Origin of the sequence: Bifidobacterium leontopitheci (assembly GCF_009193355.1) — a bacterium.
GTDB lineage: Bacteria > Actinomycetota > Actinomycetes > Actinomycetales > Bifidobacteriaceae > Bifidobacterium > Bifidobacterium leontopitheci.
In genome coordinates this window covers 1-21,020 of the sequence record NZ_WBVT01000010.1, presented here as the reverse complement: position 1 = coordinate 21,020, position 21,020 = coordinate 1, and the positions used below count along the sequence as shown (strand labels likewise).

Below are 21,020 nucleotides of genomic sequence, written 5' to 3'. Positions count from 1 at the left end.
GAGAACAAGGGGAACCATGAAGAAAAGCCTGCTCGCCCTGGCGTCAGGGGCGTTCATCCTCGGCGCCGCCGAATTCGTGATGATGGGCATCCTGCCCGAAGCCGCGGCGGCGATGCACGTCAGCATCCCGACCGCCGGCCATTTCATCTCCGCATACGCGATCGGCGTGTGCGTGGGCACGCTGATCCTCGTGTTCGGCCGACGCATCCCGCCGAAAAAGCTCATCATCATCTTCATGGTCATCGCGTTCGCCGGCAACGCGCTGTCGGCCGCATCCGTCAGCGCGCCGATGCTGCTGGCCGCACGGTTCATCTCCGGACTGCCGCACGGCGCGTTCTTCGGCACGGCGACGCTCATCGCGAAGACGGTGGCCGACAAAGGCAAGGAGGCGCAGTCCGTCTCCGTCATGGTGACCGGCCAGACGGTCGCGAACATGCTGGGCGTGCCGGCCGGCACGCTGATGGCCGAGTTCATGTCGTGGCGGCTCGCGTTCATGGTGCTGAGCCTGTGGGCGGCGGCGACCGTGCTGCTGTCGCTCGCGTGGATCCCGCAGATCGCCCCGGTCAAGGACGTCGGCCTCGCCGGGCAGTTCCGTTTTCTGAAAAAGCCCGGTCCGTGGATGATCCTCGGCGCCGTGTTCACCGGCAACGCCGGCGTGTTCTGCTGGTGGAGCTACGTTTCGCCGTGGCTGCAGCATACCGGCGGATACTCGTCCGACATGGTGCCGTTCCTGATGATGCTGGCCGGCTTCGGCATGGTGGTCGGCGGCATCATCGGCGGCCGCATCACCGACAACTGGCGGCACGCCGGCACAGCCGCGCTCGGTCAGGCGATATCCGGCATCGGCCTGCTGATGGTGTTCCTGGTGCCCGGTTCGACCGTCAGCTGCGCGATCTTCACGTTCTGGATCGCGTTCGGCCTGTTCTTCATCTCCGCGCCGCAGCAGCTGCTGATGACCGAATCCGGCAAGGGCGGCGGCGAGCTGCTGGCCGGCGCCGCCGTACAGGTGGCGTTCAACTTCGGCAACGCGGTCGGCTCGGTCGTCGGCGGCACGATGCTGACGATGTCCGGCATGAACTATCATTTCACAGCGCTGGGCGGCCTGCCGCTGGCGGTCGCCGCCGTGCTGCTGCTCACGTTCTACTCACTGCGTCACGAGACCCACACGGATGCGCTGGAACGCATGCGCGAAGTCACGGTCTGACCTCGGTGTGTCACACGGTCCGGGCGGGCCACGTGACACACCCCGCAAAAACCGCAACATTCCAACCATTTCGAGCGACACGTCACACGGGCCGGGCGGACCGCGTGCCGCACTCCACGAAAACCGTCATATTCCGCCAGACTTGAGTCATGTGTTATATGGGCCGGGCGGACCGCGTGACGTGTCGGGAGACGTGCATGCCGCGTGTCACGGCCGCGGACGCCAGCCGGGCCGATGCGGCTAGACTGTCATAGTGGAACCGGCACGGTCTTACAGGCGGGAGATGGCATGGATACGGACGCATTGATGGCGAAGCTGATGGCGACGTTCGGCGACGGGGCCGACGCGGAACCGCTGACGGACGCAGAAACGGATCTCGACACGGCCGGCGACGACCAAGGTGCCGTTGCCGCCGGTGACGTCACAGCCGATAACGCCGCCACCGACACCATGGATGGCGACCAGAACGCGCAGACGTTCGACGTCGACAAGTTCCTCGCCGGACTCGACGCGATCTTCGACGCGCATCAGGCCGCCACCAAGGCCGGACCGTATCTGGAACAGGCCATGGTCGATGCCGAGAACGCCGGCGACGCCGCCGGACTGCTCACCGTGCTCAACGAGACCATGGGATTCTACCGATCGCAGGGCCGGCACAAGGAGAACCAGTGGATCGTGCAGCGCGCGCTGGAACTCGCCGCGCGCATGGGCATCGAGGGCACCGACGCCTGGACGACCACGCTCATCAACGCGGCGACCGCGATGCGCGCCGCGAAACAGTACGATCAGGCCGAAGACCTGTACCGTCAGGCCTTGGATTCCAGCGAGCGCACGCTCGAACCGACCGACAGGCGACTCGCCGCCCTGCACAACAACCTGTCGATGGTGTACAGCGAGACCGGACGGCAGCGACGCGCGGAAGACGAGCTGCGTACGGCCTTGCGGATCCTTGAGCAGTCCAGCCCGGACCCGGAGTCGGACCTCGACGTGGCGTCCACGCACACGAACCTGGCACTGGTGCTGCTGGACGAAGCCGGCGAGACCGCTGCCGCGCAGGGCGGCGGCACGGCTGCCTGCGGCCATGATGCTCCTGCGTCCGTCCAGCCGGCGGCGACGGACGACGACAAGCCCGGAGCCACGCAGACCGACGCCGACCGCGCAAGCCTCATCGACCAAGCCGACCGTCATGCGGCGAAGGCGCTGGAGATCTACCGCAACGGACATCTGGAGCACAGCGCGCATTACGCCTCGGCGCTGGCCGGCTACGCGCAGGTGCGGTTCCGCGCGGGCGACTACGCGCGCGCCGTGGCGCTGTACCGGCAGTCGCTGGCGGTGATCGCCGAATGCTACGGCACCGACACCGACTACTACCGCATCACCGAGCAGAACCTGCGCGAAGCGGAACGCCGGGCACGGGAGGCCGGCATCGACGTTGGCGAGACGAATGGCGGCGGTGTGCGTCTCCCTGGCGCGGCGGCATCCGGTATGACGGCATCGTCCAGCACGACGACGTCCGATATCACGACGTCCGATATCACGACGTCCGATATCACGACGTCCGGTATCACAGCGTCCGACACGGCAACATCGTCGTCCGAAACGGCGTCGCGGCCTGCCGCAACACCGCAGCCGGCAACACCGCAGCCGACAACGACGCAGCCAGCAACGACGTCGGGTGCAACGCCGGCAGCCGCAACGCAGCCGTCCGACGTTCCCCACACCCCCTCACATGTTTCACGGAATGTTTCACGCGAAGATGCGGCGGCCTCCCCGCGCACGCCGATGACCGGGCTGAAACTCGCCCGCGCCTACTGGGAGGCGTTCGGCAAGCCGATGATCGCCGAACGATACCCGAAATACCGGGGCCGCATCGCCGCCGGTCTTGTGGGCCACGGGTCGGAATGCTACGGATTCGACGACGCGACCTCGCAGGACCATGACTTCGGACCACGCTTCTGCCTGTGGCTCACCGACGAGGACTATGCCGCGATCGGCGCGCAGCTGCAGGCCGACTACGAGGCGCTCCCCCGTGAGTTCATGGGGTACGTGCGCGGCGACGCGGACCGCACGACGCCGCGCGCGCAGGGCAGTCAGGCCTCCGCCGGCAACGCCGGTGGCCGCCGCGACGGCGTGTTCGCCATCGGCGACTTCTTCGAGTCGATTACCGGGTATCGCAGCGCACCGGCCGCCGACAGTCCGCACGAATGGCTGATGCTTGACGAGGCGACGCTCGCGGCCGCCACGAACGGCGCGGTGTTCGCCGATCCGCTGGGCGCGTTCCTCGCGGCGCGGCAAGGGTTCAAGCAGATGCCGGATGACGTCCGGCTCTCGCTCATCTCACGCCGTCTCGGCATGATGGCGCAGGCCGGGCAGTACAACGTGCCGCGCATGCTGGACCGCGGCGACGGAGCGGCCGCATGGCTGTCGATCGACGAGTTCGTCAACGCCGCCGCCTCGCTCGTGTTCCTGTTCAACGATCCGCTCACCGCCGGGTACCTGCCGTACTACAAGTGGCGGTTCGCCGCGTTGCGCCGGTTGTCGGGCCGCATGGCGACCAGGCTTGCCGACGTGTGCGGCCAACTGGAGACGCTGTTGCGGCTCAGCTCGGCGGCCTGCTTCGGCGGGGCCGGCTTCGGCGAGGGCGGCAAGGGCGCGGCTCCGGCCGTCCGGCAGGTCGAGGCAACCATCGAGACGATCTGCGGCGAGGTGGTGGCCGAGCTCACACGTGACGGCCTCACCCGCAGCGACGAGACGTTCCTCGAATGGCAGCGGCCGTACGTGGAGGAGCATATCGTCGGCGACGCGGCCTGCCTGCGTTCGCTGTAGGCGTCACGTTCGCCGTACACGTTCACCGTGGCCGGCACAATGGATGATACGAGACACAGGGAGGTCGATGATGACTGGGCAGACGACGGATCAGACGGACGGCGGCAGCGCGAACGACACTGCACGTGCCACGGTGAGAGACATCGTGCGCAAGGAGTGGAGCCAGTTCCAGCGCACCAACAACGAAGGCGGACGCGCCGCCTGCCAAGGCAACTGGCCGATGTTCGAGCAGATGCGCTCCAGCCAGTTCCTCACCTGGCCGCAGCCGCTGCTGGACAGTTACAGCCATGACCTTGACGAGGCGGAGCGCGTCGGCCGCAACCTCATCACCGAAAAGTACGGCCGTATGATGGCGTCCACCGCGCCAACCGAGTTCCACGCGAACATCGAACCGTACATTCCGCGGCTGTCTGGCGAGCGGATCGCGTTGCAGGAGCGCATCATCGCCATGCAGGTGGCGTGGGCGGTGGACTTCCGCGAGCGGTATCCGAAGCTGGGACGTGCGATGCGCGTGCTGCGCACCGGCGAGGACATGGCGACGGCGACATCGTTCGAGACGTATCTGCGCGGCGAGCTGGGCACGTATTCGGCCCGCACGCTCGACCTGTACGCCGGGTTCGTGGATGGGCTGGCGGCGCAGGGTCGCAACCTCACCGAGGAGACGATCGGCAACACGGTGCGGCTGGGCGGGTTCGCGGACCTTGCCGAGGCGGAGACCGCGCAGGCCGCCTAGGGAGAGGCAGGGGGATTTCGGGGTTTCTCCCGTTCGACGGGGCCGGGAGGGATTGCCTCGGATGGTGCATAACCGGCATCTTCGCGTCACTCTGCTCGCCCGAGCACAGTGACGCAAGTGCGAAAACCCAGTGTTTGCAAGGGGTTTCGGCGGTGCGTCACTGTGCTCGGGCGAGCAGAGTGACACGGCGTACGCCACGGCCCTTGGCAGCCGTATCCCACGCGCTCCTGTACACACCCCGGGATGGGAGAAAACCCGGAGTCGGGGTGCGTCCGGCGTCCGTTTTCGACTGGCCCGGCTGCCGGATTGGTCGGAAACGGACGCAAAACGGCTCCGCAGCGTCCGTTTCCGACCAAGAACGGCGGGCTGCTTGTTGCAAACGACCGCGAATCGGGCTTGTGGCGTCCGTTTTCGACTGGGAGTCGGCGGCTACAGGTCGAAAACGGACGCGGAACCACCCCCACCCGTTGCACGGGAGCCCCCGCCAGCGGGGGCGGCGCTCCCGCAGGACGATCCGCTCATCGCCGACCATGCGCAAGTTGCACGGGAGCCCCGCCAGCGGGGGCGGCGTTCCTCGAGCCAGCTACGTTGGCGGTCCCTCCACCGAGGAGGCCAGCGGCCGCGACCGTCGCCCGGTTCGCCCGCGTCAGGAACGCGGCGCCGGGTGCCACGGGTGCGGATGTCGCGCTGGTCGGCATGCGGTTCGCCCGCGTCAGGGTTCCGGCGTCGGGTGCGTCATGTTGTAGATGATCGTCGCCACCGACCAGATGACGGCGATGATGATGACCACGACGCTGACGAGCGAGAGGATCACTACGCCCAATATGCGCGGATCGGACCGCATCCAAGTCAGCGCAAGGTCAGGGAACGGCAAGCCGATCATCACCGCGACGCCGCCCACCACGAACAGGCATGCGGCGAGCGCGATGGTGCCGACGCTGGGGCCGCGCGGACGGCGCGAAGCCGGAGCGTCGGCGACCGCTGTGCCGACATCGCCGGGCTTTGCGTCGCCGGGCATCATGCTGCCGGCGACTGTATCGCCGCGGCCTCCGGCGTCGTCAGGCACCGCGGCATCACCGCCGGTCATGACGCCGACGCCGGGAACCTCGGCCGGCGCCGATGCCGGCGACGCACCACCGGATGCCGCTGCCGGCAGCATACCTCCCGACGCCATGTCGCCCGACGCCACGCCGTCAGTCATCACACCGTCAGTCATCACACCGTCAGTCATCGCATCCCCCGTCATCGTATGACCCATTCCACCGGGCATGGTCTCACCTCCTCGGGCGCGTATCGAACGGCGACCTGGCCGTCGACGGTGTACGGCACGTCGATCATCAGCTCGGGACCATTGACCGGCGTGTTCGCATTCGACATCATCATGCCGGACGCATCGTTGCCGCACAGCGCATCATCCGAGCTGAACGTGCCGTCATGGATGCCCCACCGCAGGTCCGTGACGCCGAATTCGCTGAGATTGCGGCTGATCCCGTATCGTCCGCCGATGCTGTTGGCGCCGGTCAGGACATACTCGTCGCGCTCGCCGAAGCCGAACGTGCACCCATACGGCACGGTGATGATGACGCGCGACTGCCGGGCGGTGATCCGCAGCTGCTCGACCGGACAGGTGGAATTGCGTAGCGTCTCGTTGCCGTCCTCGTCATACACCGCCACGTTGTGCTGTTTGCGCCACACGTCGCCGGTCAGGTCGATGGTGACGATGTCGTCGTAGCGGCTCCCCACGAACCGCACGCCCGAGCGCAGCCGCTGCCGCTGCAGCTTGGTGACGCCGTACGTCCGCCCGCCGCTCGCCTGCTCGATCACACCGCTTTCGGCGACGGTATCGAGAAGGAACGCGTACGACACGTCGACCAGCAGAATTCCGCCCGCCGCGAACGCCGCAAGCCAGGCCAGCGGCATCAGGCCCCCCGACCGGCGGCCCATGAGGCCAAGCGTGAGGATCACCGTGCCCAGCGTCAGGCACACGCCGGCAATCCAGAATGTGGACAGTCGGATGAGCGGCGTGAGCGACAGGGACGGCGCCATCAGCAGCATGGCCAGCGCGGACGCCGTCACCAGGCCGACCACCGTCGCCACCAGCGGTTTGCCGGCAGGGCGTCGGCGCGCGGCTTTCGAGCGCACGGGCCTAGGCAGACGGGGCACAGCGGCAACGGACTCAGCCGGCGGCATGGCGGCGGCTTGCGGCTCGGCGGCAGGCGGCCGTCCGCCCGACTGCGCGGGAGGGCGCTCGGTTCCGTCATCGTGATGCATCATGGGTTCCATTACAGCAGCGCGGCGGGAAAACGGCCATCCGTCGCGTGGATGATTGGCCGGCTTCCGTAGACCGTTCTCCCTACACTGGTACACGAATGATTGTTTTTCCGATTTTGGAAGGAAGCAGCATGACCGCAGAAGCAAACGTCGGCGTGGTCGGTCTGGCCGCCATGGGTGCCAGCCTTGCACGGAACCTCGCCCGTCACGGCAACAAGGTGGCGGTGTTCAACCGTCACTACTCGCGCACCGAGAAGCTCATCACCGAGCATGGTGACGAGGGCCAGTTCTTCCCGGCGAAGACGATGGCCGAGTTCGTGGCGTCGCTGAAGAAGCCGCGCACGGCGATCATCATGGTGAAGGCCGGCGAACCGACCGACGACATGATCAACCAGCTGGCCGACCTCATGGAACCGGGCGACATCATCGTCGACGCGGGCAACGCGCACTTCCCCGACACGATCCGCCGCGAGAAGGCGATTTCGGCGCGCGGCATGCATTTCGTGGGCTGCGGTGTGTCCGGCGGCGAGGAAGGCGCGCTGCTTGGACCCTCGATGATGCCGGGCGGCTCCGAGGAGTCGTGGCAGACGCTCAAGCCGATCTTCGAGTCGATCGCCGCGAAGGCCGAAGGCGAGCCGTGCGTGACGCACATCGGCGAGAACGGCGCCGGACATTTCGTGAAGATGGTGCACAACGGCATCGAGTATTCCGACATGCAGCTCATTTCGGAAAGCTACGACCTGATGCGTCGCGCGCTGGGCATGACGCCGGCCGAGATCGGCGACGTGTTCGAGGAGTGGAACAAGACCGAGCTGGAGTCGTACCTCATCGAGATCACCGCCGACGTGCTGCATCAGGTCGACAAGAAGACCGGCAAGCCGCTGGTCGACGTGATCGTGGACCATGCCGGCATGAAGGGCACCGGTACGTGGACCGTGCAGTCTGCGCTCGACCTGGCCGTGCCGGTGACCGGCATCGCCGAAGCCGTGTTCGCCCGTGGCCTGTCCGGCCAGACCGAGCTGCGCGCCGAAGCCCAGAAGCAGGACTTCGAGGGGCCGAGCGGCGTGGTGCCGATGGCCGAAGAGGACAAGATCGCGTTCATCAACGACATCCGCGAGGCGCTGTACGCGTCCAAGATCGTCGCGTACGCGCAGGGCTTCAACGAGATCACCGAAGCGGCGAAGCACTACGACTGGAAGATCGACCTGGCTGCGGTGGCCCGCATCTGGCGTGGCGGCTGCATCATCCGCGCGAAGTTCCTCAACCGCATCTCCGACGCGTTCGAGTCCGGCGAGGCGAACATTTCGCTGCTGTTCGCCCCGTACTTCAAGGATGCGATCGAGACGGCCGAGAAGTCGTGGCGCCGCGTGGTCTCCCGCGCGATCACGTTCGGCATCCCGGTGCCGGTGTTCGCCTCCTCGCTCGAGTACTTCGACGGCCTGCGCTCGCCGCGCCTTCCCGCCGCCCTGATCCAGGGCCAGCGCGACTACTTCGGCGCCCACACCTACCAGCGTGTCGACATGCCCGGCGCATTCCACACGTTGTGGGCCGAAGACGGTCGCCCGGAGATTGAAGCGTAGCGGAAATCGCAGGGCGAGGGCACAGCCCAGTGGGCTGTGCCCAGTCTTCGGCCTGAGCGAGCCGGTAGGCGAGCGAAGGCAGCATTGAGCCTCGCGCGTAGCGCGAGTCCGTAATTGCAGGACCCGAAGGCGAGCCTGGTAGCCATCAGCACGCATATATACGTGAGTGCCCCTGAGATGTTCATCGCATCTCAGGGGCACTCACGTTTTCAGACTCTGCTCACACACTTCGTTCTCAACGGAACGTACTCTCAGCGCTCCTTCGAGTACGGTCAGTCAGGAAAATCCAACGGACCGTACTCGTAGGGGGCACTTAGAGTACGATCGGTCGCGTATGAAATCCCAACCGAGCCCGACCCGCTCTCGCCCCCTCGGTGGAGGGGGCTGTCGGCGAAGCCGACTGGGGGAGCGCCCCCGCTAGCACAACGGAACGTACTCGTATCGACCGGCCCGAGTACGGTTCGTCAGGAAAATCCAGCAAACCGTACTCTCAGCGTCTCTACGAGTACGGTCGGTCGAAGGAAACACAACGGAACGTACTCAAGAAACGTAGGTGGTTCCGGATCCATGATCGACGGAAGCGCCGTCGCTCCCCCAGTCTTCGCTCCGCTCAGACAGCCCCCTCCACCGAGGGGGCCAGGGCACCGGGTCAACCGCTGCCGCAGCATCCCTCCGGCCCCACCGAGGGGCCGGGGTGCCGGGCCAATGCTGCCGCCGTCTCCGAACTCAGTCTCCACCGTGGCCGGAGGCGGCGAAGTGTCACAGCTTGTCGGGGGAGGCGGCTTCGTCGAGGAACCAGATGAGCTCCTCGCCGTCGGCGAACGAGCTGGGCGCCTGCGGGTTGCGTGGCTTGGCGAAGGCGGCGGTCACCGCGTCCGCCTTGCGCTGGCCGGAAGTGAACACCCACGTGTGCCGCGACCGGGCGATCATCGGCACGGTCAAGGTCACACGCAGCGGCGGCGGCTTCGGCGAATCGCGCACGCCGGCGGTCAGCACATGCGGATCGTCGATCAGGACCTGCGGCAGGCCGGGGAACAGCGACGCGAAGTGCGCGTCCGGTCCGACGCCGAACATCGCGATGTCGAGCGTCGGCTCCTCCCCCAGCTGGTCGTGCAGTTCCTGCTGGTAGCGCGCGGCGGCTTCGGCCAGCACGGCGTCGTTCTCCTCGGGGGTGGCGGCGGCGACCTGTGCGGCGCTGCGCGTGTCAGCCGGCATCTCGTGGATGTTCGCCTCGGGCAGCAGGCCTTTGCCGACGAGTTCGTCGAGCAGCGCCTCACGCGCCTGCTTGGCGTTGCGGTCGTCGCTGTCAGCGGGGACGAACCGTTCGTCGCCCCACCAGATGTGCACGCGCGAACAGTCGATGTCGTCGGACAGCGGATCGTTGCCGATGGCCCGCAGCACGCGGTTGCCGTCGGTGCCGCCGGTGAGCGCGATGTCAACGCGCGTGCGGCCCGGATGGTCGAGCAGGGTTTTCACAGTGGTCAGCGTGCGCACGGCGACGGCCTGCGCAAGCACCTCCGGATTCGGATAGGTGATGGTTTTTCTTTCGGACATCAGACCACTCCTTGGGTTGGTTTCGTGTGATTCCCATACGGAATCACGCACATGTATGTCATGGTACGGCTTGGGACTGCCATGCGATGTCGGGTGACGCCCCCGCCGTCAACGTCCTGCAACCGAGGACGGCCGGACGGCCCGCTCCATGCGAGACCGTCCGGCCGTCAGACGCGATACTGCAGCCGCGTTCAGCCTTGCGGGTGGATGAGGTCCCAGCCGCGGCTGAGCACTTCGGCGTACACCTCATCGGGGTCGAGGCGGCGCAGCTCCTCGCTCAGGCACTCCTCGAGCGTGCGCGCGGGCACCGAAATCGACTGCGGCGTCTGGCCGGGCGTACTGATGACGGCGATGGCCTGCTGCGTGCTCGGACGTTCCAGCGACAGCACGCCGTCGGCGCGCGTCAGGTACACGCCGGTGACCGCATCCGCGTTCGGATCGTCCTCGATGGCGACGGACACGCCGAGCTTGAGGCGCAGCCATGCGGCGAGCATGTCCATCGGCAGGAAGTCCTTCGGCCCGGTCACCTTGGCGGCGATGATCGGCAGGTGCGGCGGCTGGTCGAGCATCGTGGCGAGCATGGCGCGCCAGACGGTCAGTCGAGTCCACGACATGTCGATGTTCTTCGGCGAGCGGTTGCGGCGCAGGTCCTCGATGGTGCGCAGCGGATTGCTGGAGCGCATCGCGTCTGTGATGCGGCTGCGGGCCATGGCGCCGAGCAGGTCCTTCGACGGGTTGGCGGGCGCTTCGGTCGGCCACCAGGCCACGACCGGCGCGTCGGGCACGAGCAGCGGGATCACCAGCGTGTCCGGATGGTGGACAAGTCCGCCGTGGGGGCGCAGCACGATGATCTCGCCTGCGCCCGCGTCGGCGCCGAAGCGCACTTCAGCGTCCAGGTTGGAGGCCGCCGGCTCGCTGGCCAGGTCGGCCGCCATGCCGCCGTTCGGGTCGACGGCCGCAAGCTGAGCCGCGGTCAGGCCGGTCTTGTCCTCGGCGGCCTTGTCGGCCTCGGATTCGACCGGAGCGGCCGGAGTCCCGGCTTTCGCGCCGGCGTTCTTGCTGCCGGACTGCGGCACGATGGCGATCACGCGGCACGGATGCTCACGGCTGGCGCTGTTGGCGACCTCGAGCGCATGCTCGAGTTCGTCCTCGGTGGTGGAGATGAGCAGGGTGAGCACGCGGCCGGTCGCCGACTCGCCGCGCTCCTCGTGCAGTTCGTCGATCTTGCGCGAAATCTCGCGGGTTCGGGTGTTGGGCAGTTCGATGATCATGGCATCCTCCATTGGCGTCCGTCACGGGCCAGCATCTCGTCGGCCTCCTCCGGCCCCCACGTGCCGGCGCGATACGGCTGCGGCTGGCCGAGCGTGGACCAGAACTCCTCGATCGGGTCGAGGATCTTCCAGCTGAGGTTCACTTCCTCGGTGGTGGGGAACAGCGGCGGGTCGCCGAGCAGCACGTCGAGGATCAGCCGTTCGTAGGCTTCCGGCGAGCTTTCGGTGAAGGACCGGCCATAGCTGAAGTCCATGGAGACGTCGCGCACCTCCATGGACGTGCCGCCCGGCACCTTTGCGCCGAAGCGAATGGTCACGCCCTCGTCCGGCTGCACGCGGATGACGATCGCGTTCTTGCCGAGCTCGCGCGTGGCGGTCGACTCGAACGGCAGGTGCGGGGCGCGCTTGAACACGACGGCGATCTCGGTGACGCGCTTGCCGAGGCGCTTGCCGGTGCGCAGGTAGAACGGCACGCCGGCCCAGCGCCGGGTGTCGATGTCAAGACGGATGGCCGCATACGTTTCAGTGGTCGAGGCGGGGTCGATGCCTTTCTCGTCCAGATAGCCGACCACATCGTGAGAACCCTGCCAGCCGGCGGCGTACTGTCCGCGGGCGGTGTGCGCGGCCAAATCCTTGGGCAGACGCACGGCGGAGAGGATCTTGGTCTTCTCGGCGGTCAGGTCGGAGGCGGTGAAGCTCACCGGCTCCTCCATGGCGGTCAGCGCGAGCAGCTGGAGCAGGTGGTTCTGGATGATGTCGCGCGCCGCGCCGATGCCGTCGTAGTATCCGGCTCGGCCGGCCACGCCGATATCCTCGGCCATGGTGATCTGCACATGGTCGACGTAGTTGGCGTTCCAGATCGGCTCGTACATGGCGTTCGCGAACCGCAGCGCCATGATGTTCTGCACGGTCTCCTTGCCAAGATAATGGTCGATGCGGAACACGCTCGACGGGTCGAACACTTCGGAGACCACGCGGTCAAGCTCCTTGGCGCTGGCGAGGTCGTGGCCGAACGGCTTCTCGATGATCACACGACGCCACGCGCCCTCCTTGGACTTCGCCAGGCCGCAGTCGGCGAGCTGACGGGAGACCTGCGGGAACGCACGCGGCGGCACCGACATGTAGAACGCGTGGTTGCCGCGCGTGCCGCGGTCGCGGTCGAGCTCGGCGACCGTGTCGCTCAGCCGGGCGAACGCCGCAGGATCGTCGAACGTGCCCTGCACGAAGCGGATGCCGGCCGCAAGTTGCGTCCACGTGCTCTCACGGAACGGCGTGCGGCAGTGCAGCTGCACGTTCTCTTTGACGAAGTCCTTGAAATGGTCCTCGCTCCAGTCACGGCGGGCGAAACCGGTCAGGCCGAAGCTCGGCGGCAGTAGGCCGCGGTTCGCGAGGTCGTAGATGGCGGGAAGCAGCTTCTTGCGCGACAGGTCGCCGGTCACGCCGAAAATCACGATGCTGCACGGCCCGGCAATGCGCGGAAGCCGCAGATCGCGCGGGTCTCGCAGGGGATTGACCCATGCTCCGCCCGTGTTGGAATCGAAATCAGTCATACCACCATACTAATGGCCGCCGAAACCGTCGCGCCGATTCCTCTCATAACGAAACCCCGGCGGCGGCCGGAGTGTGGCGTATGCCGCACGGCCGTGTGCGTGAAACACATCCGAGGAATCCGGCATTCCTTGGATTCCGCACTCTTGTCCGCCGTCCTTTGTCACAGCGGGTAGGTACCCGCTGTGACGCGCAGTCGAAAAACCATGATATTGCAAGCGTTATGACGTCCTCTGTCACAGCGGGTAGGTACCCGCTGTGACAGAAAGAGGGCAGCGGAGGATTCGAGATATCAGAGGAGCCGGCGACGGCGTGCGAGGGCGAGGGCGGCGCCGGCGAGCAGTAGACCTGTTGCGGCAACGGTCAGCGCGAGCGTTTCGGCACCGGTGTGTGACAGGCCGGGGATGGGCGACGGGCGGTCGTCCGGCTTCGGCGTGGGCGGAACGACGCCGGCGCCGGAGCCGTTGCCGGAACCATTGCCACCCGGCTGGCCGGAGCCGTTGCCGTTGCCGCCGTCACCGCCCGGCTGATCTGAGCCATTGCCGCCGCCAGGCTGGTTGCCGCCGTCACCGTCACCGCCGCCCGGGTTCTCGCCGGAACCCGGCTTATCGGGGTCCGGCTTATCGGGGTCCGGCTTATCGGGGTCCGGCTTATCCGGATCCGGCGTCTCGCCGCCGCCCGGCTGCTTGCGTTCCAGCCCCTCGCGCGCCTCAGCAAGCACCGCAGCGGCGTGGTCGAGCTCGCCCTGCGTGGTGGAGACCTTGGCGTGCGCGTCCACGGCGGCGGCGAGCGCCTCGGCGAACGGTTTCCACGTTTCGGCCGTGTAGTCGCCCTCCTGCAGCTTCTGCGCGGAGGCGATGGCCTCGCCCAAAGTCGCCCGGTCGAGTCGCGCGTCATCCAACGCCGCAACGGCATCGTTCAGCGTGCGAGCGGTCGCATCGAGGTCGGCCTGCGAGATGTGCGTGACGTCGACTGCCTTCGCCGCGGCGAGCGCGCGCTGCATGGCCGCCCACGCGTCGCGGTCGTACTGGGATTCCTCGAGTCCGGCGGCCTGGTCGATCGCGGATTCGAGCGCGCTCGCGTCGATGTGCACGACCGTCTCGTTGAACGTGGTGGTCGCCTTGCGCAACGTCTCGGCGGCGGCGTCCACGGCGTCAGCGTCGCCGGCGGCCGCGTCGTGCGCGGCTTCGGCGGCGGCGATCGCCTTGTTCAGCGCGTCGACGGCGGCTTGCGGATGCTGGCCTTCGTATTCGCCGATCGTTCCGGCGTCGGCCGCGTCGCTCAGCGTCTTGCGTGCCGCCTCGAGCACCACTTGGTACCGTTCTTCGGCGTCGAGCTGGTCGAGCGCCTTGTCGATGGCGGCGGTGAGCGTCGCGGCGGCCTCGTCGACGTCGCTCTGCGTGACCGTGCGGTAGGCGTCGGCGGTCTGCTTGGCGGCGGCGCGTGCGGTGGCGAGCGTCGTTGCCGGCGTGGTCAGGCCGTGTCCGCGCAGCGAGTCGATGAGTCCGGTGGCATCGTCGAGGGCGACGAGCAGCTCGTTGCGGTCGACCGACACGTAGCCGTCGCGGTAGAACGCGGCGAGCGCGTCGGCGACCTTCGCGGTCCACTGTGCGACCTCACGCGAGTTGAGTCCGGTCTCTGCCGCCTTGCGTGCCTTGGCGAGCACCGCGTCGAGCGTGGCCTTGGCGGCGGCCGTGTAGTCGCCGTCGACCTCGCCGATGGTGAGTTTGGCGAGCGCCGCGTCGACCGACGTCAGGTACGTCTCCAGCGTGGAGCCGGCGTCCGTGCGGTACAGGTAGATCTCGTTGATGGCCGTATCGCCGTCGTTGAGCACGGTGAAACGCACCGCATCGGTGAACACGGCGGAGGCGAGCCGCTTGACGAGCTCCGGTTTCATCTGCGTGTTGCCGGTGAAGTCGGCGAGCGTACGCCACTGGTCGGCCGTGTCAGCCGCACCGTCAGCACTGTCAGCCGCGCCGCCGTCAGCCGCGCCGCCGTCCTCCGGCACGACCCGGTATTCGGCCTTGAACCGCAGCGGCTCGCTGTTCTCGCCGCCGAGCACGCCGAGGATGCCGATGTCGGCGGCCTTGCCGAGCGCGACCGTGAACGTCTTGTCGCCGGCGTTCTTCAATGTCACGCCGCTGTCGCGTTTGCCGTCGACGAGCCGCTTCAGGTCGTCTGCGCTTGCGGACGCGCCGTCGCCGGCGGTGACTGTCGCCCCGGCCGCGGCGTTCTCGGGCGTTGCGTACACCTCGATTTCGGAGACGAGCGGCCATGCTGGATCCCCGCTGGAGGGGATGCGCGCGGCGGCGATGTCCATGCGGATGCGTGTGACCGCCATGCCGACCGGCACGTCCATGGTGATGCCCTGCTGTTTGGCGAGGTCCGCTTCGGTGCGTTCGGCCACCGTGTGCTCCTTGCCGTCCGCGTCGGTCACCTTGAGGGTGAACTGCATGCTGCGGTCGGGCTGGCCCTCCTCGAACTTGAGGCGGATGGAGTCGACGTCGCGCGCCTTCACATAGTCGAGCTGGAACCATGCGGGCGCGGCGCCGTCGCGCGACACCCATGCGGTGGCCTTGCCGTCGACGAGCGCGCCGGCGTCCTCGGGCGCGTCCTTGGTGGGCGACGAGGTGATGGTCGCGGCCGGCGCGATGTTCGTGCCTTCGATGGTGTCGCTCGCCTCCTGCAGGAGTTCGAGTTCGGCGAGCGCCGGCCATGCGGTGCCGCCGACCGAGCCGGTGAACTCGACCTTCACGTAGTTCACTTCGGCGCCGAGGTTCGCGGCGTACACCTGCTCGAGCGGCCCCTGGTTGCCGGTTTCGTCGACGAGCGTGCGTTCGGTGCCGTCGGCGAGGCCGGCGACGATGCGGAACTGGAAGAGACGGCCGGCGGTCTCGAAGACGAGCCGGACACGGTCGACGCGCTGCGCGGAGGCGAGGTCGAGCCGGTACCAGTTGGGTTCGCTGCCGTAGCCGACCCACAGGGTGCCATCGTCGCCGTCGTTGCCGTTCGTGGCCGGACGTTCGCTGTCGCCGGCGCTCGGCGTGGCGCCCAACGCGAGGTTCGTGTAGTCGGGTTGCGGCTGTGCGGCGCCCCACACGGCGAGCTCGTAGATGCCGGTCAGGTCCTTGCCGTTCGTGGAGTGCAGCCTGAAGCGCACTTTGGAGGCGAGAATGTCGGCGTCGATCTCGTTTTTGGAGCTGACCGTGTCGGCTTCGCTGCGGCCGATCTCCACCCAGCCGGTGCCGTTGTACGCTTCGATCTCGTATTTGAGCGGGAAGTCGGCGGCGATCTGCTGGAGGGTGATGCCGGCGCCGGTGACCGAGTAGGTGCCGCCGAGGTCGATGACCAGGCTGGCGTCGGTCTTGCCGGTGTCGGTCCAGCCGGTGTCGGTGTTGCCGTCGGTCATGTTCGGCAGGGTCGCGCCGGTCTGCTCGTCGGTGACGTCACGGCCGAGCGCAAGGTTGGTGCGCTCGCTGCTGCCGCCGCCGTCCGTGTACTCGCCCATCGCGGTGACCGAGTACTTGTCGAGGATGGTCTTGCCGAGCGCCTTCTGGTCGACGCTCGTGTCGGCCTTGGTCGCGAAGCCGTAGCCGTCCTCGTCGCTCTTGCGGTTGGCCCACTGCCAGCCGTAGTCGAACCAGTCGGGGTCCTGGAAGTCGGTGCCGTGCTCCAGCTTGTTCAGCCGGTTCTTCACATAGGTCTCCCAGCGGTGATAGTAGTAGTCGCCGGTCAGGCCTGCCCACTGGCGGTTGGAATAGTCGATGAGCGAGCCGTTCTTGTTGAGTCCCCACGTGGTGATGAGCGCGCGGGCGTTGAGCTCGAACAGGTCGGCGGTCCAGTCGTCGGCGTCGTCGAGCATGGTGCGGGCGTCCTCGATCCACGTGCCGACGAGGAAGTCGTCACTGCTGGAAAGCAGCTTGTCCTGTGCCTTGATGATGGCGAGCATCTGGCTTGACAGCGTGCGGAACGACTCCAGGTCGCCCGTCTTGTACGCGTTGCCGGCGAGCGGCTGGTACTCCTGGAAGCTGTTGGCGAGCACCTGGCGCATCACGTCCACGTAGTCGTAGCGGAAGCCTGCGGAATCCTTGTACGTGTCGTAGGCCTGCTCGAACAGCGCGGCAGCCTTCTCGAACTGCGTCTTGCTGTAGTCGATGTCGCTGTGGCCCCACGTGGAGGCCGAGCCGATCGCGTTGTCGGAAGGCCGCGCGTTGATGATCGACTCGCTGGCACCCTGATAGTATTCGCCGTCGGTGTGCTTGTACGCGGTGTCGAGCAGGATGTCCCACGCCTTCTCGATGGTCTTGTCGGTGCCGCCGTAGCGACGCTCGGCGTACTCCTGCGTCCACTCACGCCAGTCGAGCGGCGCCTGCTCCCAAGTCATGTCGAACAGCATCTCGTAGACGACCGGAGAATTGTCGATCGCTTCGGGCGTGATGCCGATGCCGCGCATGTACCGGCTGTTGTTGTACGCGTCGGTGATCTGCTGGGCGATGACCTCGGGGACGCCGTCCATGCCCATGCGGCCGCCGAAGTTGTGGAGCATGTTCCACACCCACGGCACGCCCTGGTTCTCCATCGGGCCGGACTGCGAGCGCAGGTCGCTCTGCAGGTCGAGCACGAGCGCCTTGCTTTTGTCCGCGAGCCCCGAAAGCTTCGTCTCGTCGATGCCCCACTGCCACTGCTGCATGACCCACACGGCGTCCGCGTCGTAGTCGAGCATCTTCTGCTGCACGGTGCGGTAGATGTCGACGATGTTGAAGCCGTCGGGGATCGTGCCGCCCTCGTGGAACGGGTCGACCGCGTAATAGTGCGACACGTTGCCGAACACGCGCTCCTGCGCCGCGTAGAACGAGTCGCCGACCTTCTGGAAGTAGTCCTCCTTGCCTGCCGCCTTGTCGGCGTCGGTCAGGTACGTCTTGATCATGTACGGACGGTCGAAGCCGGACCATGTGCCGCTCGAGGCGGCCACGGACTTCGGGTTCTTGGTCTGGAAGTCGGTCGGCACCTGGCCGCCGAAACCCTGGATGACGGGCGTGATGCCGTACGCCTGCATGCGGTCGTGGATGCGGCGGCCGAGTTCGACGCGCTGCTCGAACCATTTGGCCGGCAGCGGGCCGCCCACCGAATACAGGTTCTGCATGTAGAACCATGCGTAGTATCCCGGTCCGGACAGGTATTCGCGCACTTCGTCGTCACTGTAGCCGTACTGGGTGAGCGTCTCGCGCAGCACCTCCTCCTGGCCGACGATGTCGAGCATGAGATTGACGCCGTTCATGGCCGCCCAGTCGAGGAACTGCTCGTAGTTCTTCCAGTTCCAGAACGCCATCGTGTACGAGTACGTGCAGAAGTTGAGCGCGTAGCGGTACTCGTACTGCGTGTACTTGAGAATCTTTTTGCCGACCGCCGGCAGGCTCTTCGGCATGGTCAGCTGGGAGCCGAACAGCGGATTGTAGTCGACCTTGCACCAGTGGCGCAGATAGTAATTCAGCCCGGAGGCGAGCGAGACGCCGTTGTTGCCGCGGATGAGGATACGGCCCTCGCCGGCGTCGGCAATCTCGAACACGTCCTTGCCGTCGGCCTTGCCGCGCAGCTGGAAGTCGAACTTGCCCGCCCACTGCTCGCCGATCACGCGCTTGACGAGGTTCTTCACCTCGGTGACGGTCTTCTGCCGCGCGTACTCCTCGTCGGTTTCGACGCGGTTCCACTCCTTGCCCCAGCTGCTGGACGCGAAGTCGGTCACGTCGATCTTGCCGGGCTTGGGCTGGGCGTCGGAGACCTTGGTGCCGTGGAACGTGACTTCGGCGAGGTTCACCTGCTGGGCGGCGGAGTTGTAGCTCACGTTGATGCGCGCGTAGGCGGCTTCAGTGGCGTCGATGGCATGCTCGTCCGGCTTGGCCGGGTTGGCTGCGGCGTCGTCGGCCTTGTAGGCGACCTTGTTGTAGTTCGCGCCGTCCTTGGACAGGTAGACCTCGTAATGGTAGTAGGCGTTGCCCTGCGCGAGGTTGGCGACGTCGATCTGCGTGATCTTGTAGGTGCCGTGCAGGTCGAAGTCAAGGAAGCGACGGTAGTCCTGCATGGACGAGTCGGCGGGCGACTGCCAGTAGGTGGCGGTGTCGCCGTCGACCGCGGCCGCGGCGGCGTGGGCGCTTGAGGCCGACGCGCCGGACGCGGTGACGCCGGCGATGGCAGGTTCGACTGCGCGGGCCATCGTGGCGCTGGTGATCATGCCGCACAGCAGGGTCGCCATCGCGGCGAACAGGGCGATGAGGGCCTGCATGGCGCGCTTGGAGGTGTGGGCGATGGTGTCGGATGCGGGGCGGGTGGCGTGCGCGTGCCGCGGCTCGGTTAGGGATGGGGCGTCGTCGCGGCGCCGGGATGGAACCGTCATTGGTCTGTCCTTCGTTCTCTTCATAGGCCGGCTGGGGCCGGTCTGGGCTTCTCGGGGGAACTGCGTTGATTACGAGAGGCTGACAGGTGCGCGGCCGTCTGCCGTCATTGCGGATGGCTGCGCCCCGTATTTGTTAACTATATTTACATAAGATAGTCAGGCAAGACGACATCATCGGGGATGCGGGAAGCGGGTGCGGATGCCGAATCGGCAGCGGGTCGGAGCTGGTGCGGGAGTTGGAGCGGGGTCGGGAGGCGGAGCGGGAGCAGGCGAGAGCCGGGTGAAGATCGGATGGAAGCCGGACGCGGGAAGCTGCCAAAGCGGTCGTTTCGTTGCCGACAGCAGTTGATCCTCGTAGGAAACGGACGAGTATCGGCCGTTCAGAGGTCGTTTTCCGCCAAGCGCCCCGCGGTCCTTGTTGAAAACGGACGCAAAACACCCCGAAAGCGGCCGTTCCCGACCAAGAGGCTTGCGGTCCTTGTCGAAAACGGACGCAAAACGGTCATCCAGCGGTCGTTTCCGACAAAGTGCGCCGCGGCCCTTGTCGAAAACGGACGCATATGGGACCATCCCGTTCCGGTGTAGCAGGCGTTTTCCTGCTACACGGTCACCATCACCGCCCGTGTTCCCATCATGCCCCGCACAGTCTTCGACATTGCTTCACAGGTGCAACGGCCGTATGGGATGGTCACAAGTCGACCACATGGCCCTTCCGGTCGACTTGTGATACAGCGGCAGATGAACGAGGACCGATTTCGGGGTGGTGTTATGCCACAACTTGCGCAGACAGCCCTTCTAGCCGACTTGTGATGCAGCGGATGGACGGCAACCGGCACCGCACCCGCCCTTGAACGTGCATGACACCGTATCTGCGGAATAGCCTTGTGCCATATCTGATTCGCGGTTTCCCTGTTCGTTCCCAGCGGACGCGACATCTCGCATGCCGCGGTATCCCCTACGTCACTCTGCTCGCCCGTGCACAGTGACGCATCAGTGGAACACACTGCAAACACTGGGGTTTCAGGTGTGCGTCACTGTGCTCGGGCGAGCAGCGTGACGCGGAGTACGCCCAACCCTTGACAGCCGTACCCCATTACGCCCCTTTACGTACCCCATTACGTACCCCATTACGAACCCCTCACTGCACTTCCGAACGCTATTCACCGTATCCCGGACATTGTGACGCACCGTCATCACGCTGCTCGCCCGAGCACAGTGACGCAAGCATGAAAACCCAGTGTTTGCAAGGTATTTCACGGGTGCGTCACTGCGCTCGGGCGAGCAGCGTGACATATGGGGGCATATGGGTAGCAACGAAAAAGGGTTTTGCGGGGATGCCGCAAAACCCTGATGGCGGATAGGGCGAGATTCGAACTCGCGGTGGGTTGCCCCACAACGGTTTTCAAGACCGTCTCCTTAGACCGCTCGGACACCTATCCATGCGTACGCCGAAAAGCGCACGATATTCGATTATACATCAGTCCGGTACAGCGCGACGCGCTGACGGCCGAGACAGACCGTGTTTGTTGTTTTGATGGGTGGGTTGATATGACGAGAGGCTTCTAGGCAGAATGGGTGGTGCCTTAAACCTATCCGTTCTAGCGAAGGAGCCTCCATGGTCAAGGGTAGCAGTGCCAGTGTT

Annotated in this window: 10 protein-coding genes and 1 tRNA gene; 4 read left to right on the top strand and 7 right to left on the bottom strand. The window is 66.4% G+C overall.

The features are described 5' to 3' along the window. Window positions 1-16: 16 nt before the first annotated feature. The 3 genes from F7D09_RS04690 (at window position 17) to F7D09_RS04680 (ending at window position 4,763) form a co-directional block, all read left to right on the top strand. On the top strand, window positions 17-1,204 hold the full coding sequence (locus tag F7D09_RS04690) for an MFS transporter (RefSeq protein ID WP_152234258.1): 1,188 nt from the start codon (window positions 17-19) through the stop codon (window positions 1,202-1,204). Between the two features lie 288 nt (window positions 1,205-1,492). Continuing rightward, window positions 1,493-4,030 (top strand): DUF4037 domain-containing protein, encoded by a 2,538-nt coding sequence (locus F7D09_RS04685; RefSeq protein ID WP_376863463.1) that lies wholly within the window; start codon window positions 1,493-1,495, stop codon window positions 4,028-4,030. A 67-nt stretch (window positions 4,031-4,097) separates the two neighbouring features. Then, a complete protein-coding gene (locus F7D09_RS04680; RefSeq protein WP_376863465.1) occupies window positions 4,098-4,763 on the top strand; it encodes a DUF4125 family protein in 666 nt (221 codons plus the stop codon). 712 nt (window positions 4,764-5,475) lie between these two features. Here F7D09_RS04680 and F7D09_RS04675 read toward each other — a convergent pair. Beyond that, complete coding sequence (locus F7D09_RS04675; RefSeq protein ID WP_152234257.1) at window positions 5,476-5,994, bottom strand: hypothetical protein; 519 nt, start codon at window positions 5,992-5,994, stop codon at window positions 5,476-5,478. Between the two features lie 11 nt (window positions 5,995-6,005). After that, complete coding sequence (locus tag F7D09_RS04670; RefSeq protein ID WP_152234256.1) at window positions 6,006-7,037, bottom strand: hypothetical protein; 1,032 nt, start codon at window positions 7,035-7,037, stop codon at window positions 6,006-6,008. Window positions 7,038-7,165: 128 nt separating this feature from the next. Here F7D09_RS04670 and gndA point away from each other — a divergent pair, with 128 nt between their 5' ends. Further along, the gene (gndA, locus tag F7D09_RS04665) at window positions 7,166-8,614 is read left to right on the top strand and encodes an NADP-dependent phosphogluconate dehydrogenase (RefSeq protein WP_152234255.1); all 1,449 of its coding nucleotides are present in this window, start codon (window positions 7,166-7,168) and stop codon (window positions 8,612-8,614) included. A 759-nt stretch (window positions 8,615-9,373) separates the two neighbouring features. Here the strand turns inward: gndA and pgl are convergent. From pgl to F7D09_RS04640, 5 genes are all read right to left on the bottom strand, one after another. Further along, window positions 9,374-10,168: a 6-phosphogluconolactonase gene (pgl, locus tag F7D09_RS04660; RefSeq protein WP_152234254.1), complete on the bottom strand. Its 795-nt coding sequence runs from the start codon at window positions 10,166-10,168 to the stop codon at window positions 9,374-9,376. Window positions 10,169-10,359: 191 nt separating this feature from the next. After that, a complete protein-coding gene (locus F7D09_RS04655) occupies window positions 10,360-11,439 on the bottom strand; it encodes a glucose-6-phosphate dehydrogenase assembly protein OpcA (RefSeq protein ID WP_152234253.1) in 1,080 nt (359 codons plus the stop codon). Next, the gene (zwf, locus tag F7D09_RS04650) at window positions 11,436-12,989 is read right to left on the bottom strand and encodes a glucose-6-phosphate dehydrogenase (protein WP_152234252.1); all 1,554 of its coding nucleotides are present in this window, start codon (window positions 12,987-12,989) and stop codon (window positions 11,436-11,438) included. The genes F7D09_RS04655 and zwf overlap by 4 nt, the downstream gene beginning before the upstream one ends. Before the next feature lie 290 nt (window positions 12,990-13,279). Continuing rightward, on the bottom strand, window positions 13,280-19,378 hold the full coding sequence (locus F7D09_RS04645; protein ID WP_226835962.1) for an alpha-N-acetylglucosaminidase TIM-barrel domain-containing protein: 6,099 nt from the start codon (window positions 19,376-19,378) through the stop codon (window positions 13,280-13,282). Window positions 19,379-20,729: 1,351 nt separating this feature from the next. Next, window positions 20,730-20,817 (bottom strand) — tRNA-Ser (locus F7D09_RS04640). Window positions 20,818-21,020 lie beyond the last annotated feature (203 nt).

What these genes read in the sequence shown, in the direction of transcription:
- F7D09_RS04670 (WP_152234256.1), bottom strand. Translation starts at nt 7,037, where the DNA reads ATGATGCATCACGATGACGGAACCGAGCGCCCTCCCGCGCAGTCGGGC.
- zwf (WP_152234252.1), bottom strand. Translation starts at nt 12,989, where the DNA reads ATGACTGATTTCGATTCCAACACGGGCGGAGCATGGGTCAATCCCCTG.
- gndA (WP_152234255.1), top strand. Translation starts at nt 7,166, where the DNA reads ATGACCGCAGAAGCAAACGTCGGCGTGGTCGGTCTGGCCGCCATGGGT.
- pgl (WP_152234254.1), bottom strand. Translation starts at nt 10,168, where the DNA reads ATGTCCGAAAGAAAAACCATCACCTATCCGAATCCGGAGGTGCTTGCG.
- F7D09_RS04675 (WP_152234257.1), bottom strand. Translation starts at nt 5,994, where the DNA reads ATGACTGACGGTGTGATGACTGACGGTGTGATGACTGACGGCGTGGCG.
- F7D09_RS04685 (WP_376863463.1), top strand. Translation starts at nt 1,493, where the DNA reads ATGGATACGGACGCATTGATGGCGAAGCTGATGGCGACGTTCGGCGAC.
- F7D09_RS04690 (WP_152234258.1), top strand. Translation starts at nt 17, where the DNA reads ATGAAGAAAAGCCTGCTCGCCCTGGCGTCAGGGGCGTTCATCCTCGGC.
- F7D09_RS04655 (WP_152234253.1), bottom strand. Translation starts at nt 11,439, where the DNA reads ATGATCATCGAACTGCCCAACACCCGAACCCGCGAGATTTCGCGCAAG.
- F7D09_RS04680 (WP_376863465.1), top strand. Translation starts at nt 4,098, where the DNA reads ATGATGACTGGGCAGACGACGGATCAGACGGACGGCGGCAGCGCGAAC.
- F7D09_RS04645 (WP_226835962.1), bottom strand. Translation starts at nt 19,378, where the DNA reads ATGACGGTTCCATCCCGGCGCCGCGACGACGCCCCATCCCTAACCGAG.